This window comes from Marinobacter sp. E2, from assembly GCF_055755345.1.
In genome coordinates this window covers 666,390-683,946 of record NZ_CM146911.1, presented here as the reverse complement: position 1 = coordinate 683,946, position 17,557 = coordinate 666,390, and the positions used below count along the sequence as shown (strand labels likewise).

At 58.7% G+C, this 17,557-nt stretch carries 13 protein-coding genes; 5 read left to right on the top strand and 8 right to left on the bottom strand.

What is annotated here, in order from left to right:
• The first annotated feature begins 65 nt into the window (after nt 1–65).
• Nucleotides 66–1,232, top strand: a complete 1,167-nt coding sequence (locus tag AC0J1C_RS03105; RefSeq protein ID WP_473045569.1) for a potassium channel family protein — start codon at nt 66–68, stop codon at nt 1,230–1,232.
• Here the strand turns inward: AC0J1C_RS03105 and AC0J1C_RS03100 are convergent.
• The 6 genes from AC0J1C_RS03100 to typA all read right to left on the bottom strand — a co-directional run bounded on the left by AC0J1C_RS03100 (nt 1,223) and on the right by typA (nt 8,447).
• Nucleotides 1,223–2,089, bottom strand: a complete 867-nt coding sequence (locus AC0J1C_RS03100) for a CYTH domain-containing protein (RefSeq protein ID WP_473045567.1) — start codon at nt 2,087–2,089, stop codon at nt 1,223–1,225. The two genes, AC0J1C_RS03105 and AC0J1C_RS03100, sit on opposite strands and share 10 nt — an antisense overlap.
• Nucleotides 2,090–2,179: 90 nt before the next feature.
• Nucleotides 2,180–3,187: a porin gene (locus AC0J1C_RS03095; protein ID WP_473045566.1), complete on the bottom strand. Its 1,008-nt coding sequence runs from the start codon at nt 3,185–3,187 to the stop codon at nt 2,180–2,182.
• A 508-nt stretch (nt 3,188–3,695) separates the two neighbouring features.
• Nucleotides 3,696–4,142 (bottom strand): D-aminoacyl-tRNA deacylase, encoded by a 447-nt coding sequence (gene dtd, locus AC0J1C_RS03090; protein WP_473045564.1) that lies wholly within the window; start codon nt 4,140–4,142, stop codon nt 3,696–3,698.
• Between the two features lie 92 nt (nt 4,143–4,234).
• Complete coding sequence (gene pip, locus AC0J1C_RS03085; protein WP_473045563.1) at nt 4,235–5,197, bottom strand: prolyl aminopeptidase; 963 nt, start codon at nt 5,195–5,197, stop codon at nt 4,235–4,237.
• A gap of 90 nt (nt 5,198–5,287) precedes the next feature.
• A protein-coding gene (locus tag AC0J1C_RS03080; protein ID WP_473044084.1) for an IS3 family transposase occupies nt 5,288–6,537 on the bottom strand; the annotation gives its coding sequence in 2 pieces (ribosomal slippage) (nt 5,288–6,183 and nt 6,183–6,537; 1,251 coding nt in all).
• A gap of 98 nt (nt 6,538–6,635) precedes the next feature.
• Nucleotides 6,636–8,447: a translational GTPase TypA gene (gene typA, locus AC0J1C_RS03075; RefSeq protein ID WP_375172560.1), complete on the bottom strand. Its 1,812-nt coding sequence runs from the start codon at nt 8,445–8,447 to the stop codon at nt 6,636–6,638.
• Nucleotides 8,448–9,019: 572 nt separating this feature from the next.
• Here typA and glnA point away from each other — a divergent pair.
• The 4 genes from glnA to ntrC all read left to right on the top strand — a co-directional run bounded on the left by glnA (nt 9,020) and on the right by ntrC (nt 13,909).
• Nucleotides 9,020–10,423, top strand: coding sequence for a glutamate--ammonia ligase (gene glnA / locus AC0J1C_RS03070; protein ID WP_473045562.1), 1,404 nt, complete (start codon nt 9,020–9,022; stop codon nt 10,421–10,423).
• Nucleotides 10,424–10,612: 189 nt separating this feature from the next.
• Entirely contained in the window at nt 10,613–11,137 is a 525-nt protein-coding gene (locus AC0J1C_RS03065) for a DUF4124 domain-containing protein (RefSeq protein ID WP_473045561.1), read from the top strand.
• Nucleotides 11,138–11,390: 253 nt separating this feature from the next.
• Nucleotides 11,391–12,485, top strand: coding sequence for a nitrogen regulation protein NR(II) (gene glnL / locus AC0J1C_RS03060; RefSeq protein WP_375193831.1), 1,095 nt, complete (start codon nt 11,391–11,393; stop codon nt 12,483–12,485).
• A complete protein-coding gene (gene ntrC / locus AC0J1C_RS03055; protein ID WP_473045560.1) occupies nt 12,482–13,909 on the top strand; it encodes a nitrogen regulation protein NR(I) in 1,428 nt (475 codons plus the stop codon). The genes glnL and ntrC overlap by 4 nt, the downstream gene beginning before the upstream one ends.
• Before the next feature lie 61 nt (nt 13,910–13,970).
• Here the strand turns inward: ntrC and AC0J1C_RS03050 are convergent, their stop codons facing one another.
• Both AC0J1C_RS03050 and AC0J1C_RS03045 read right to left on the bottom strand, forming a co-directional pair.
• Nucleotides 13,971–17,090, bottom strand: coding sequence for a DUF6701 domain-containing protein (locus AC0J1C_RS03050; protein WP_473045558.1), 3,120 nt, complete (start codon nt 17,088–17,090; stop codon nt 13,971–13,973).
• Between the two features lie 65 nt (nt 17,091–17,155).
• The gene (locus AC0J1C_RS03045) at nt 17,156–17,557 is read right to left on the bottom strand and encodes a hypothetical protein (protein ID WP_473045557.1); all 402 of its coding nucleotides are present in this window, start codon (nt 17,555–17,557) and stop codon (nt 17,156–17,158) included.

Here is a 17,557-nt window from a genome sequence, read left to right as displayed (position 1 = left end):
TCCTCTGTTATATTTCCGGTACTCTATACCCTACTCTACCGCAACTGAACAGGCTGAACAGACGGATGCAGCGAAACCGCCGCCCCCTCAATCCGGAACATCAGGGCTCTCATCTGCCCATGGGCAGCCTGATCCGTGAACGCATGAAGCGCCTGTTCCTGCTGCTTGCCGGGCTGCTCACCCTGCAGATACTGGTGATCTGGGCGGTCGAGGACCTGAGCCTTTTCGAATCGGTGTGGATCACCATGACCACGGTGTCTACGGTGGGCTATGGCGACTTCGCTCCCAAGACCACAGTAGGCCGGCTGAGCACCATACTGATCATGTTCGTGGGCGCGATCACCCTGCTGACATTGATTGTCAGCGACTTTATCGAGTACCGGTTCTATCGCCGGGAACGCATTCTGATGGGCAAGTGGATCTACAAAATGAATGACCATATCGTGATCATCAACACGCCAAGAAGCGGCGGCGAGCAGTACTTCATGCGATTTGCCACGCAGATTCGCTCGATTCCGGATTACCAGACCATCCCGATCATGATTCTGACGCGCCAGTTCCCGAACGGCCTCCCGACGGAACTTTCAGACATTGGCGTTGTGCACTATCACGGTGCCGGCTTTGAACCAGAGTCGCTGAAGGCGGTACACGCGGGCAGTGCCAGACATGTCATCGTTCTGGCCGCCGATGAGGCGGATCCCTACTCGGACAGCCTGACCTTTGACATCGCCCACCGACTCACCGAGCTGAACCTCGGCAACCGGACCATCGTGGAATGCGTTAACGACGAGAACCGCGGGCGATTCAAGATTCTGGGTGTCAGAACCATTATCCGCCCCGTCCGCACCTACCCGGAAATCATGGTTCGCTCGGTGGTGGCACCCGGTTCAGAGAAAGTGCTGGAAGACATGTTCAACTACGAGCACGATCATCCGCACCGGTACGATCTCACCCTCGACGATCTTAACTGGGCCGACATTGTCAGCGCACTGGTGCGTCACGGCATCGGCACGGCCCTCGCGTATATCGATGACGATAACGAGGTCATCTGTCATCCACCGACCGATCGTGAAATTGAAGGCAAGGGCTTAATCGTGCTGGTGAAATCCTCGGAGACGCCCGACGTGGAGGCGGTCGAGGAGGCGCTGGAGCGTCATCGCGCCTTCCTGAAACAATGGCAAGCCCACAGCGACACGGGAAAAGACGCGGACGAAGAAAGCGCTCAAACCTGACCCGCAGCGGCCAACTGCAGCTGAAGCCGTCCGAGCAGCGTGGCGCGCTCGGCAAACTCCCGAACCAGAACGCCGCGGGAGAGCTCATCGTTTACCTGGCGCCATAGCTCCGAACAGCCTGCGGCGTCTGCCGCACCCGCTACCCGCGACAGGTCCAGCATCTGGATTGGCACTGGTTTTTCCAGCAACCAGCCATGCCCCAGTGTCTTGAGGTAGGCGGTGACCGACAGTCTCTCGTGCCCGGCCTCCAGTTGGGGATGATACAAACCACCCAGCCAGTACCCCTGCTCGGCCTTGCTGACGAGATTGAGAAATACAGGCACCTCGTCCGCCAGTGCCAGGGCCGCATTCACCAGGCTTTCAGGGGCTCCGGATTTCAGTTCGAACTCGATTTCGTTCAGTGGCAGGCGTTTGTCACCCGCTTTTACGACACCAGAGTCCACCGCCACTTCGATGGTTGCAGCATCCTGTTGTAGCCAGAAGATCCGGCGCTGGAAATTGGTTTCAAACACCACGCCCAATTCGCTGAGGTCCAGCGTTCGATGCAAAGGCGTGTCAGCCAGCAGATCAAGATCGAGATCCGGGCCAGCCAGCGGCCATTCCCACTCTTCACGGGCATGGGCACCGTTAACAAACTCGCCCCGGGTTTTCAGGGTCTGGATAAAGGCATCGCCGGCCTTACGAATCCGCAACGCCGCTTTCGAGCGGTTGAGCACTCCGCCCGGTGTATCGAAATACCGATTGACCAGATCCATGGTTTTACCGGAATGCACGTCCGTCCGCCCGCTGAGCCATTGAACGGCCTGCTCCTGGGCATGCTCCGAGACACTCAGTTTGATTTCCAGTTCGGTCGCCATCGCTAAAGCCTGTTGCGGGTTATATAAACGCAAAAACCGGCGACCCGAAGGTCGCCGGTTTTCATACTACCAGACTAGCTGATTAGCTGATCAGAAGTAGTAAACAGCACCAACTACCAGATCAGTGGTGTCGACGTCAGCCGCACCGCTGTCTGCGTTGTTCAGATAACCTTCAACATACACGTACATGTTGTCAGACAGGTTATGCAGAGCCTGCGCAGTGATGGTAGAGGTTTCAGCGTTGGTGTTGTCAGCCTCGGCGAACTCGTAGGACAGAGCGAAGGTGTTCGCGCCCATGGAGTAACCACCGAACAGGCCCCACACGTCGCCAACGTCCTTACGGGTTTGGTACTGAGCGGTAACACGCAGATCGCCAGCAGTATAGCTACCACGCAGACCGTAGGTGTTTTCGTTGTTCACGCTGGAACCAACGGTGTCGTCAGAGTAGGCGAAGTCACCATCGTTGGAGTCCATGGCAACAGCCAGCTCAAATGCGTCTACCGCGTAAGTAGCGGCCAGCTGGTACGGGTAGGACTTCTCACCCTTGTCACCGTCGCCGTTCACCTGAACAGCACCGTGCAGCTGCAGGCCGCCGAAGCTCGGGGAGCTGTACTGGATCAGGTCGCCTTCGCCAGTGTCGTAGTAGTTGTCGTTGCCCAGGCTCAGAGCAGCGTACTCGTAGTAGTTGGCGATCTCGTCGATGGCGCTTTCGTAGGTAGAGTCGTCAGAACCAACCCAGATCTGGCCAAAGCTGTCGCCGCGAACACCGATGTAGGCTTCGTCGAACGCGTTCAGGCCGCCGTTGCTGGCCTTGTCGTCAGCGTCGAACTCGAGTTCGGCCTTGAAGAAGCCGGTGATGCCCGGAGCCAGCTCGTGGTCGTGCTTCACACCGATGGTGGAACCGTTGTCGTAATGGCCGATTTCAGATTCGCCGTCTTCTACGTCGCGGTGAGCCACGGCCAGCTGGATGTTACCGTACACCTGCGGCATGGAGTCCATCTTGGCAGCCAGCTCGGAAGCAGACATTTCCATCTGGGCCAGCGCAGAACCGGAGAAAGTAGCGGCTGCAATAGCAGATGCGATGAGCGTTTTTTTCATGTTGCGTCTTCCTTTTTGAGTTAACTCAGGTTTTAGCGACGGGTTCTTATCCCGATTTTTTAAGGCATCACCAGTCAGGCTGGATGAGGCCGATTCTGCATTACCCCTGTGTCATTTTTGTGACATCGAAGTAACTTTTCTTCTTTTTCTGAAAAACCCGACAAATGTCAGGTCTATACAGCTCAAACACTTACAGATCTTTCTTCAAGCTCTGCATGATAAACGTGTTTTAATACAACCAATCGTCTTTTGCAAATTTTTAAGTCGGCGTTTTTAGTTCGTTTAGCATCTGCGTGCGCCGCTCTTATGCCCGAACCCTCTGAACCGGCCTGTGACAGATGTGTTTCAATTCCGGGGCCAAGCCTTTAAAAAGCCTTACATATCAGAAATATAAAACGACAACCCTATCTCTTTAGCAACGAATTGGCGACGAGCCAGCCAATTCGTGCACTACTTCAACGCCACACACATTGCTGCGCCCGAAAATGGTGCAAGCGTCTGCGCAGCATCAACCGACCTCAAGCAGAAACGTCACCGGCCCATCGTTAACCAGCCCAACTTGCATGTCTGCACCGAACACACCGGCACCCACCCTGTCAGAGCCGAGCTCATCCCGGGCCTCTGCAACGAAAGCCTCAAACAGGGTTCTTGCACGCTGAGGGGCCGCCGCTCGGGAAAAGCCCGCGCGGGTGCCGGAGGATGTATCGGCGGAAAGTGTGAACTGGGGAACCACAAGGAGAGCGCCATCTGTGTCGGCGAGACTGCGGTTCATACGACCGGATTCATCTGGAAATACCCGGTAGGAAATAATCTTCCGGCACAAATCCCGGACCTCGTTCTCACCATCGTCCCTGTCGACACCCAGCAGCAGCAGTAATCCGTCGCCGATGGAGGCAACCCGTTCGCTATCGACGGTAACACTGGCTTCCGTAACGCGCTGAATCAGCCCTTTCATCAACTTCCTTGGGGTGGCGTGAACGAGAGATGTTCTCAATGGCGGAAAAGTGTATCGACGGTAATGTCCGGCCGCAACCCCGAAAGCGAGAATCAGCCGACACTTTTCCCGGTTTTTGCCACAACGGACTCCACGCCGCGCATCAGGGCATCGACAATGGCGGGCTCAGATGCAGAATGACCCGCATCCCGGATGATCTGCAGTTCGGCTTGTGGCCATGCCCGGCTGAGGGCAATGGCGTTCTCCAGCGGGCACACCATGTCATAGCGACCGTGCACAATAATGCCGGGGATGTCGGCGAGGCGCGCCGCGTCCCTGACGATCTGGTCCGGCTCGAGAAAGGCATTGTTCATGAAGTAGTGGCATTCAATGCGGGCCAGCGCGATTGCCACGTGCGGGTGACCAAAATGTTCGACAACCCGGGGATTGGGATGCAGGGTGGCACACCGCCCCTCCCAGACCGACCAGGCCTTGGCGGCCTGAATCTGCTCCAGCTCGTTGGCGCTGGTAAGGCGACGGTAATAGGCCGCCACCATATCCGCGCGCTCATGCTCAGGAATGGGCGCTTCGAAATCCGCCCAGTAATCGGGAAACACCCGGCTGGCTCCGTCCTGGTAGAACCACTGGATATCCCTCGGGCGGCAGAGGAAAATTCCCCGCAACACCAGCCCGAGGACACGCTCCGGATGCGTCTGAGCGTAGACCAGACTCAGTGTCGACCCCCAGCTGCCACCGAACAGCAGCCACTGGTCGACCCCGAGAAACGCGCGCACCGCTTCCATGTCTTCAATGAGTCGGTCAGTACTGTTGCCTTGCAGCTCCGCCAGCGGAGTCGACCGTCCCGCCCCTCGCTGATCCATCAGGATGATGCGGAACCGCTCAGCGTCGAAGAACCGGCGATGATAGTCCTCACACCCTCCGCCTGGCCCACCGTGAACCACCAGCACTGGAATGCCGTCGGGATTGCCACTCTCTTCCACGTAAAGTTCGTGGGGCGGCTCCACGGCCAGGCGGTGCTGCGCGTTGGGCTTGAGTTCAGGGTACAGCGTGAGCATCGGACTCTCCGACAATAGAAAGAAAGGATTTTAACGGGAGTTTAGCCGATAGCTGCCGGAAAGGGACAATCAGGCAGACAGTGACCCGTCCTAATATACGTTGACGGTTTTTGTTGAAGCCAGCTCCCCTCGGGTGCTGGCTTTTTCATGTACCTCTTGTGGCGTTTTCATGCCGAGGCTGAGGTGTGGCCTGTAGGTATTATAGGCATCAACAGACTCCTTGATCAGTACGCCCAACTCGGCAAAGGTTCGACATCGATTGATCAGGAACTCCTGCTTGAGGATGCCGTTGATCCGCTCAGCAAGAGCATTCTGGTAGCAATCATACCCATCGGTCATGGATGGCCGAATCTGATGTTTCCGCAGCACTCCTTGGTACAGAGAAGAGCAGTATTGGATGCCTCGATCCGAATGATGTATCAGGGGTTGGTCGGTCATACGATGACGGACGGCCTGGTTCAGCGCGGCCACGGTATCGGAAGCTTTCATCTCGTGACTGAGGTTATGGCCCATGATCTTGCGTGAGAAGGCATCCGTAACCAGGGATAGATAATGCACCCCCTCATCTGTTTCGACGTAGGTGATATCGCTCACGAAGACCTGCTCGGGACGATGCAGCTCACATCCTGCAAACAGGTTGGGATGCTTCCTCATCCAATGGCGGCTGTCGGTTGTTTTCGTATAGTTTTTCTTCGGATGAACCAGTAACTGGTGCTGACGCAGGTAATCAAACAAACCATCTCGACCCAGCTTGATGCCAAGGGCCTGAAATTCTTCGCGCAACAGATAATACAGCTTGCGTGTTCCCAGTCGCGGCAATCGTTTTCGAATCTGCTGCACAAGCGCTTTAACCGGCTCCAGCTCACTTTGGCGCCTTCTCCGCCGCTGAAGACGCTGATAAACCGCCTGGCGTGTTACTCCAAAGAGCGAGCAGCTTTTGCTCAGGCTTACTTTGCCTTTTGCTTGCAGCGTACGCGCTCCTTGGATAAATACTTTTTTCGCAGACCGGCTCCGTATTCCCGATCCATAATATCGACCATCTCATTGAGCAGGAGATTGCGAAGACGCTCATCTTCTAGCTCTTTTTCAAGTCGCTTGATCTTCTGCTCGGGCGTTTCCTGGGATCGGTTCATGGGCGAGTTCCTCGGCAGGGACCAGTCCAATCTACCATGCTTGCGCAGCCAAGTGAGAACCGTGCTGCGCCCTTGAATGCCGTAGGTCCTTTGGGCCTGTTTATAGGTGAGCTCGCCTTTTTCGACCTGATCAACAACCGCTAATTTAAAGCCCAGGTTGTAATCACGCTGCGTGCGCTTCTTGCGGGTGGGAGTGACGTTGTCCATCTCTGCATCTCCAGATGACAACGTATTTCAGGACGGGTCACAGCCATAAAAAAGGCCGGATGCTGAACACATCCGGCCTTCTGGACACAGTGCAGACCTTACTTCTTGTTGGCCCGCTTGCGCTCGTTTTCGGTCAGGAGCTTTTTCCGGAGCCGGATCGATTTCGGGGTTACCTCAACCAGCTCATCGTCATCGATAAACTCCAGAGCCTGCTCCAGCGTGTACTTGATCGGCGGCACCAGGCCAATCACCTCATCCTTACCAGAGGCACGCATGTTGTCGAGCTTCTTGGCCTTGGTGGGGTTAACAACCAGGTCGTTGTCGCGACTGTGAATGCCGCACAGCTGCCCTTCGTAGATTTCCTGGCCAGGCTCAAGGAACAGCTTGCCACGGCTCTGCAGCGTCTCCAGGGAATAAGTCAGGGCAGTGCCCGTTGCCATGGAGACCAGCACGCCGTTCTGACGACTGGTGACATCGCCCACCTTGATCGGGCCGTAATGGCTGAAGGTGGAGGTGAGAATGCCGGTACCGGAGGTCATGGTCAGGAAGGTGTTCCGGAAACCGATCAACCCGCGAGCGGGGATGGTGTAATCCAGCCGCATGCGGCCCTTGCCATCCGGCACCATGTTGGTCAGATCGCCCTTGCGCAGGCCCATCTGTTCCATCACAGCGCCCTGGTGCTGCTCTTCAATGTCTACAATCACGTTCTCGTAGGGCTCCTGCTTGACGCCATCCACTTCTTTGATGACCACTTCAGGACGGCCCACGGCCAGTTCGAAGTTCTCGCGGCGCATGTTCTCGATCAACACCGAGAGGTGCAGTTCGCCGCGACCAGACACCTTGAACTTGTCGGCGGAATCACCCTCTTCAACCCGCAGCGCCACGTTGTGCAGCAGCTCTTTCTCAAGACGTTCCTTGATGTTGCGGCTGGTCACGTACTTGCCTTCCTTGCCAGCGAACGGCGAATCGTTAACCTGGAAGGTCATTGATACGGTCGGCTCGTCCACGGTCAGGGCCGGCAGGGCTTCCACGTTGGCGGGGTCGCAGAGGGTGTCGGAGATGAACAGCTCGTCCATGCCGCTGACGCAGACAATGTCACCGGCCTGGGCCTCTTCCACCTCTACCCGTTGCAGGCCGAAATGACCCATGATCTTGAGAATACGGCCGTTACGCTTCTTGCCATTGGCGCCAATGGCGGTGACCGGGGAGTTGGTTTTGATCTTTCCGCGCATGATCCGCCCGATGCCGATCACACCCAGGAAGCTGCTGTAGTCGAGCTGGGAAATCTGCATCTGGAAGGGGCCGTCCAGGTCCACGTTCGGTGCCGGCACGTGATCGACGATCGCCTGGAACACGGCGTCCATGTTGTCGTCGAGGTTTTCATGGTCGACGCCGGCAATACCGTTCAGGGCGCTGGCGTAAACGATCGGAAAGTCCAGCTGCTCATCGGTGGCACCCAGGTTATCGAACAGGTCAAACACCTGATCCACCACCCAGTCCGGGCGGGCACCCGGGCGGTCGATCTTGTTGACCACCACGATCGGCCGCAGGCCGGCCGCAAACGCCTTCTGGGTAACAAAGCGGGTCTGGGGCATGGGGCCGTCGATGGAATCCACCACCAGCAGCACGCAATCCACCATGCTCATCACCCGCTCAACTTCACCACCGAAGTCCGCGTGTCCCGGGGTATCCACAATGTTGATGTCGTACCCGTTCCACTTCAGGGCGGTGTTCTTGGCCAGAATGGTAATGCCCCGCTCTTTTTCCTGGTCGTTCGAGTCCATGACCCGTTCGCTTTCAAGTTCCTTGCGGTCGAGGGTGCCGGACTGGCGAAGCAGTTTGTCTACCAGCGTGGTTTTACCATGGTCGACGTGGGCGATGATGGCGATATTACGAAGTTTCTCAATCACAAAAAGTATCCTGCGGCATGCACTCAATGACCTGAGAAGGTCGTTCGCAGGGGAAGCCCCGGCACATGCCGTCTCAAATCCGTAAAATGAATTCATTCACCGGAACTGACTGCCCGGCGCCCTGCACGGAGCTTTTCGATCCGGGATCTGAAAAAGGCAGGGTGAAAATGAAGCGGCGCGCAGTATATCGAAAAGTCGGTGTCGTTAATATGAAGAAAAACGCCTATTCTTTACTCAACTTGCCACGCTGGGCGCCCCGCACTCTTTTGATGCACCCCACCAATAAATGCACCATATTAGTGCACTGATTTGGTGCGTAAGGCGTAGCTGACTCTGGCCCGGCGCCGGCGCCATGCCCCAAACCCTCGCAGTTGCGCTGTTCTGGAGCACGCCCCAAAAATTGGCAAGCACCTTGCTTTACCGAAATCAGCCGAAATTTGCAGGTAAGTGTCACTGGCATTTGCTAAGCTGCGCAAACCTGAGAAACCGATCGGAACCCGCAAGGGCGGGCGATCCGGCACCACGAACATGAATGCAGCCGCCTGTGCGGTATAACTAACGGAGCATGCACAATGTCCAAGACAGTTGATTTGATCAAAGAACACGAAGTCAAATGGGTTGATCTGCGCTTCACCGACAGCCGTGGTAAAGAGCAGCACGTGACCCTGCCCGCCACCGAGGTGGACGAAGACTTCTTCACCGACGGCAAGATGTTCGACGGCTCCTCCATCGCCGGCTGGAAAGGCATCAACGAATCCGACATGATCCTGATGCCGGACGACGAAACTTCCGTTCTGGATCCGTTCACCGAAGAAACGACTGTCAACATCACCTGTAACATTGTGGAGCCCTCCACCATGCAGGGATATGAGCGTGATCCCCGCTCTGTTGCCCGTCGCGCCGAGGAATACCTGAAGTCCACCGGCATTGCCGATGGCGCCCTGTTCGGCCCCGAGCCCGAGTTCTTTGTGTTCGACTCCGTGAAGTGGAACGTCGACATGCAAGGCGCCTCCTACCACATCCACTCCGAGGAAGCAGCCTGGGTATCCGGCGAAGACTTCGACCGCAACAACATCGGTCACCGTCCGGGCGTGAAAGGCGGTTACTTCCCGGTTCCGCCGGTTGACAGCCTGCACGACCTGCGTGGCGCGATGTGTGCCGCCATGGAGTCCATGGGCCTGGAAATTGAAGTACACCACCATGAAGTGGGAACTGCCGGCCAGTGTGAAATCGGCGTTGGTGCCAACACCCTGACCCGCAAGGCCGACGAAGTACAGATTCTGAAGTACTGCGTGCACAACGTGGCACACGCCTACGGCAAGACCGCCACCTTCATGCCCAAGCCGGTAGTTGGTGACAACGGCTCCGGTATGCACGTACACATGTCCCTGAGCAAGGACGGCAAGAACCTGTTTGCCGGCGATAGCTACGCTGGCCTCAGCGAAGCTGCCCTGTACTACATCGGCGGTGTAATCAAGCATGCCAAGGCCATCAACGCCTTCACCAACCCGGCCACCAACAGCTACAAGCGTCTGGTTCCCGGTTTCGAAGCTCCGGTTATGCTGGCCTACTCTGCCCGTAACCGCTCCGCTTCCATCCGTATCCCGTACGTGAGCAGCCCGAAGGCCCGCCGCATCGAGGTGCGCTTCCCTGATCCGTCCGCGAACCCGTACCTGGCGTTTGCCGCACTGATGATGGCCGGCCTTGACGGTATCCAGAACAAGATCCACCCTGGCGATGCCATGGACAAGGATCTGTACGACCTGCCCAAGGAAGAGGCCCTGAACATTCCGAAGGTTGCCGAGACTCTGTCCGAGGCTCTGGACTGCCTGGAAGCGGATCACGAGTTCCTGACCCGTGGCGGCGTGTTCACCGAAGACATGATTGCCGGCTACATTGATCTGAAGCGCGGCGAAGTCGAAAAGCTGAACATGACCACCCACCCGGTCGAGTTCCAGCTGTACTACTCCTGCTAAACGCTCACCGGAGCGTGCCTCCGGAGAGAACAGCAGATCGAAGCCCCGCCCTGTGCGGGGCTTTTTTTTGTGAGCGACTCCACAGAGCCTGCCGCCCTTAACGATATGTAACGAACATCCGTGGGCCCGGCCGTTGAAATGGTGTAAAGCGCCGCCGATAATCGGGGAAACCCCATAAAAGGTGAGCGTATGTATCTCAAGTCCGGGCTGATTGCCGGCCTCTTCGTTTTGTTGGCCACCCCCGTATTCGCCGAGGTCTATCGCAACGTCGATGCCTACGGCAACGTCACCTACTCCGACGAACCGTCCGAAGGCTCTGAGGCGGTCGAAGTCAAACCGGTTACTACAATTACCCTGCCCAAGCCCCAGACGGTTCAGGAAACCGACAAGCTGCGGGAAGAAGTTCGCAGGGAGGGCGCGGCCTATGACAGCGTGTCCTTCAGTTACCCTGAGAACAACCAGGCCTTCTACAGTGGCAGCGGTGACATTCAGTTCGAAGTGACCAGCACGCCAGGTCTGCAGGCGGGCCACAAGTACGAAGTCACCCTCGATGGCCAACCGGTGGGTCAGAGCAGCTCCGGTTCGATCACGGTGAACAACGTGTTCCGTGGGACCCACGAAGCCCGGGTTCATATCGTTGATGAAAATGGGGTGCAGGTGAAAACGGGGCCGGCCATTTCCTTCACCGTACACCGGCCATCCGTCCTCAACTGATTCCGCCCACACCAAGCTTGCACTAATTTGGTGCGCGCGCACCAGAAACAAGCCATACTCTGACCAGCAACGGGGCGCTTGACCCGGGCTGGTCATTCTTTTTTGCCTTCCCTGCACCAGCTTTTGGCACATTTCAGCGCTGATGGGCTCCAATGCCCGCACTTCGCCCGTTCATTCGACCATCGACACCAATGTGGTTCGCTTTTTGCAAAACTCCGGAGGTCATCCAATGTCGAACCAACGGGATTCACGCATGGCTCTGCCTTCGGCCACTCCAGTCGGATACAAAAGCATTCTCGACAGCCTTACCACGGCTGTTCTGGTGCTCGAGGACAATCTCAATATCCAGTATCTGAATCCGGCCGCCGAAAGCCTGTTTGAAACCAGCATGACCCGGAGCCACGGCCAGCCCTTTCGGGACATCCTGGTGGAATCTGAGGACGCCCTGAAAACCCTTCTCGCGGCGGTCCGGAACGGACAGTCCTACACCAGGCGTGAGGCTGAATTCCTGCTTACCAGTGGCTCCCGCCTGACGGTCGACTACTCTGTCACGCCGATCAGTCTCGAGCCCACAGAGCTGCTGATTGAAATCCAGCCCCGGGACCGCCTGATGCGGATCAGCCGTGAGGAAGACATCATTTCCCAGCAGGAAACCACCCGCATCCTGGTGCGCGGCATGGCCCACGAGATCAAGAATCCGCTCGGAGGCATTCGCGGCGCCGCCCAGCTACTGGACCGTGAACTCGGCAGCGAGGACCAGCGCGAATACACCCGCGTAATCATCGATGAGGCCGACCGCCTCAGAAGCCTTGTCGACCGCATGCTCGGCCCCAACAAGGCCCTGAAGCTGGCCCCGACCAACATTCACGAAGTACTGGAGAGAGTGGGCACTCTCCTTGAAGCCGAGAGCAAGGGTCGCCTGCATTTCAGCCGCGACTACGACCCCAGCATTCCCGAGTTCCGGGGCGACAAGGAGCAGCTGATCCAGGCATTTCTGAACATCGCCCGTAATGCCATGGAGGCCGCGTTCGAGAACCAGAGCGGCCATACCGCCAGCGAACCGCCAACCATCACATTCCGGACCCGGACGCTGCGCCAGTTCACCATCGGTCACCGCCGCCACAAGCTGGTGTGCCGGGTGGATGTCATTGATAACGGACCGGGCATTCCGCCGGATCTACTGCAAAACATTTTTTATCCGATGATCAGCGGCCGGGCCAGCGGCACCGGCCTGGGCCTGTCCATTACCCAGAGCATCATCGGACAACACCACGGACTGGTGGAGTGCGAAAGCGAGCCAGGCCGAACTGACTTCATCATCTTCCTGCCCCTGGAGGACACCCCATGAGCCAACCGGCAAACGTCTGGATCATTGACGACGATCGCAGTATTCGCTGGGTGCTGGAGCGCGCCCTGAACCAGGCCGGTATGCAGCCCCGCGTTTTTGACAGCGGAGAAAGCATCATGATGCGGCTCGAGCACGAGCAGCCCGATGCCATTGTCAGCGACATCCGGATGCCGGGCGTGGACGGCATCACCCTGCTGTCACAGATCGTGGACGTGCACCCGGATGTGCCTGTCATCATCATGACCGCCCATTCCGATCTGGAAAGCGCGGTAACCAGTTACCAGACCGGCGCCTTCGAGTACCTGCCCAAGCCCTTCGATGTGGACGATGCCGTGGCGCTGGTCAAGCGGGCCGTAGCCCACAGCCACGAAAAACGGGCCAGTGGCGAGCCCCAGGCCGAGAGCGCCCAGCGCAGCGCCGAAATCATCGGCGAGGCACCGGCCATGCAGGAGGTCTTCCGGGCCATCGGCCGGCTCTCTCACTCCAACATCACGGTACTAATCAACGGCGAGAGCGGTACCGGGAAGGAACTGGTGGCCCAGGCACTGCACAACCACAGCCCCAGGGCGAGCCATCCGTTTATCGCCCTGAACATGGCCGCCATTCCCAAGGACCTGATTGAATCCGAACTCTTCGGCCACGAAAAAGGCGCCTTTACCGGAGCCGGCGCGGCCCGCCAGGGGCGCTTCGAGCAGGCCAATGGCGGCACCCTGTTCCTGGACGAGATCGGCGACATGCCCGCCGATACCCAGACCCGGCTGCTGCGCGTGCTGGCCGATGGCGAATTCTACCGGGTGGGCGGCACTACCCCCATCAAGGTGGATGTCCGGATCATCGCGGCAACCCACCAGGATCTCGAGAAACTGGTACAGGCCGGTAACTTCCGGGAAGACCTGTTCCACCGACTGAACGTCATCCGGGTGCATCTGCCCAGACTGGCCGAGCGCCGGGAAGACATCCCGCGCCTGATGCAGCATTTCCTGAAGCGGGCGGCCAAGGAACTGGCGGTGGAGCCCAAAATCCTGCGCGAAGAGGCGGAAGAGTACCTGACGACCCTTCCCTGGCCAGGCAACGTTCGGCAACTTGAGAACACCTGCCGCTGGCTGACGGTGATGGCCAGCGGCCGCGAAATTCACATTGATGATCTGCCGCCTGAACTGCTGCACCAGGCGGAGACGCCCACCACCGGCACGACGTGGGAGGAGGGTCTGAAGAACTGGGCTGAGCAGGAGCTGAAGCGGGGCAAGAGAGGCATCCTCGATACCGCCGTGCCGGAGTTCGAGAAGATCATGATCGAGACCGCTCTTAAACACACCGGCGGCCGCCGCCGGGATGCCTCCATCCTGCTGGGCTGGGGACGGAATACCCTGACCCGGAAAATCAACGAACTGGGCATGGATCATCCGGAGCACGAAGAGGATTGACGATTGGCGAACCGCCGGGGTTCGCGAACGCTTCAGGGCAGGACGGCAGTCCTGCCCTTTTTTATGGCTCCTGCCAGTAGATCACCCGGTCGTGCCCGCGGAACACGCCAAAGGTGGCCAGGCCCACCGGGTTGTCGAGAGTACCATCGCCATCCTCGTCGTCACGCAGCCATTGTTCAACCGCCCAGATCAGGGTATCCGTCCCCTGGGTGCCGTTTGGCTGAAGGATCAGCGGTCCTGCGGAGCCCGTTGTGAATGTGCCTGAGTCGGTGACCAGCGTGTGATGGTTAGCCGTGTTGCTGATATCGGCGGTGGTCCAGTCGGTACAGCTATCGTCGGTGTTCACAACGTAACGGGCACCGTTCCAATACTCCACCCGGAAAGGCATCTCCAGCTCCATGATGTTCTCAGGGCCGTAGACGTTCTCCATCACCAGACGACCGTAATACATCTCAAACGCTGCCAACGGCGTGAAGGGATAGGAAGGCTGCTCGGCGTTTACTCCGTCACTGTCAGTGATGCTGTCAATCGAGAACGGCAGTTCGGGGGCAAACGGGGCAATGCGAGCCGCGGCCGATTTTGTGTATTCAAAGCTGTCGCCCAGATCGTAGGTGTAGGTCATCAAGCCCGGGGCGGTTACGGCCAGCGCGCCTGTGGCAACACCGGACGTCACCACCATGGCACTCCCGGCCTGGTCCGTCGCGGAGGCATCCTGGCTGGGGAAGCTCCTGATCACTCCCGATTCGTTGAGCCGCTGGAACCCGGCGGCCGTGTAGTTCCGAGTGCGCGTGCCTGCCAGGGAAAGGGGCTCGATGGTCAGACTTGGCGTGGCCAGATACCCGAAACTCTGGCCGATGTAGGTGAACGGGGCGCCCGTGCTGCAAACAGGCGCCATTTCCCCGGGATCCACCGCAACGGCAAACCGATCCGGATAAAAACGGCCCGTCGGCTGGCTCTTGCCTCCGTCGGGGGTCAGGCCAAGGTAGGAGCCGGCCGTTGGCGTGGCAGAGAACTCGAAAACACCCACTTCGGAAACCCGCGCCCGAATCGTTTCCGTGGCGCTGGCCGAGCGGGTGTGGGTGTAGCTGGCCGGCTCGAACACGCCATCGGCGCCCCCGGCCGGTGCCTGCACCGATGACGTCAGGGGTATATCCAGCAGGCGGAAATTCGGGGTTACCGGGTTGCCCTGGCAGAGGTCGGCGTCGGTATCACTCTGCCAGCCAACGGCGGTAATCGACAGGTCGAATTCCTCGTCGGCCCGCACGAACGTCGGGCAGGTGCTATCCCCGGCGGCACACTCGCCGCCGGTACGAACACAAAGTCCGGCAGGCCGGCTCGCAAACAGGTCAGCCCCGGGCATAACCAGCCCGTCGTCATCGGTGGCAGTCGAACCGATATAGCGGGCATCCAGTTGCATCAGGCCGGCATCGGGATAGGTCACCTCAACCTCGGCAATGCCTCCCGGGCCGAAATCCAGGTCAACCACCGACGGATTGGCGGAATCACCACTGATGTCTGCCCCATTGACCGCGACCGCGCGACTCACGGGGCGTCCGTTTGGCCCCGGATCCGAGTAGGTCGACCAGAAATGCACGGGGCGGGTGACGTTCTCGAAGGCCGGTACGCACGCCTGGCTCTGCTCGTCCTGCCGGACGGCACGAACCTCGACCGGACCGGACGGTCGATGGGAAATCAGATCCGGGACATCAAAGGCGAGGCCAGACTCGAAGAACTCCAACTGGCACTGGGTCGAGGAAAGCGTATCGCTGCCATTGTCGCACAGGGTGACCGACTGGGGACGGGTCGAGGGCTCCGACCCCACGACGTCCAGGGTGACCACCCCGCCTGCGGTGTTCTGTAGCGTTGCCTGTCCTACCCCGCCCGAGAAGGTAATCGGGTTGCCTTGCACCCAACCGTTCCCGGGCGCCAGGGTAGCGGTTACCGGATCAGTAAACAGATCTTCCGGCTGGTCGCAGTCTGCCGTCGCGCAGGCCCGGATGGTCACCGTCTCGGGCTGGCAGCTCAGGGCAACGCCATCGTGGATGATTTCAAAATGATCCACCTGGGCACCCACCGGATTGAGCTTGAGGGCACACAGCTCCATATTGTCCAGTTCGTGAATGTTGGTGGAACCTCCGGTAGAGCCGGTAAGTGACAGCAGGAAGTTCTCCGGAACAGCCGCCTGGCCGGGCTCGTCAAGCACGTTGAACGGCGCGATCAACTGCTGGAAACCTGAGCCAGTATCGCGCTCCACGGAAACGATGGCCTCGCCGGCAATCCGGGAATCAACCGTGATGCGATAACGGTGAGGGTTGTTCTGTCCCGTGGCGTCAATACCCGGGTTCAGGCGCCCGGTTCCGTCCAGGTAGCGATAACCGCTGTTCCCTGATCCCGATCCGCGAATGGCAACGGAATCCTGGATTCTGCCCGGCCCGCCCTGTCGACCCTCGGTGGCCGCCGAGAAGTTACCGTACTCATCAATACCGATACCCAACCAGCCCCCGGCAAATCCGGCGTCACCATTGTTGCGCTGGGCATATCCCAGGGAGCCACCAAAGCTGCCGGGCCTTGGGGTGACCCCGGCGTCCGAGAGAACCACCGCGATTCCATCTGCCCCGTTACCTCCGTAGGCGTAATAGTCGAACTGCAGGATCAGCAGATTCTCGGCACCCGGAATTTCCCGTTGCAGTGTGGCAGCGGTGGACTGGTTGGATCGCGCTTCCGTCATCCGAAGCCGACCGTTGATCTCGGTGGGCGTGAAGTTCCCGCTGGCAACAGACGTGACCCAGTCTTCCGGGGCCAGACCGTTTGCGGAATAGTCGTCGTCAAAACAGGTCAGTGCTTGCGGGTCCAGAACAATCACGACAATGGAATCGCGCTGGTCTTCGGTCCATCCTGTCCTGCAATCGCCAAATCGGTAATTTCGGCAGTACTCGGAAATAAACTCAACGGTATAAGTGCCCGGGGAACCGTAGCTGACCGTTCGGCCAAAAGCAGGAATGGAACAGGGGCTGGTCCCGAAGATCTGCTGCTCGGGATCACCTGCATTCACCCAGTTATCCCGCCAGACGCCGTTATTACCCTGGACATTTTCGCAACCCGTTGCCGTCACCTCGAGGTAGACCGTGTCGCCCACATTCACAGTTACCGGACCATTCGGATCGTTGTTCGCAGAAAGCACTATCTCCGCGCTCGCAACGGAGCCAAGGAGTAACCACAACAGGAGAAAAACAGCCAATCGCCAAATCATCGAACTCGCACCTCAACTGCCCGGCTCGCCTGGTCCGGCCCCGCGCCGCACTGGCCCTCGCTTACGATGGTATACACCGTATCGCCGCCCGAGCCACCGATGTCTTCCGTTACCGACTCACAGCTGACTACAGCACGACACCCGGACAGACCTGGCGTGCTGAAAGCCACCGGACTGGTGATGGCGGCACAGCTTGACGCCTCCAGAGCCTCACGAACCGCTACCTGGGCACCGCTCTCGGCCGCAAAGAACGCGCGCTGCGACTGGATCTGCAGGCTGATCGACTCTCCGCTGGACTGCTGCAGCTGCGCCATGCCAATCACCAGCAGCGCCAGCACCGTGATGATGAACAGGGCGATGGGCAGGCCTGCGCCGCCCTGTTGTTTCAAGCTGGACAC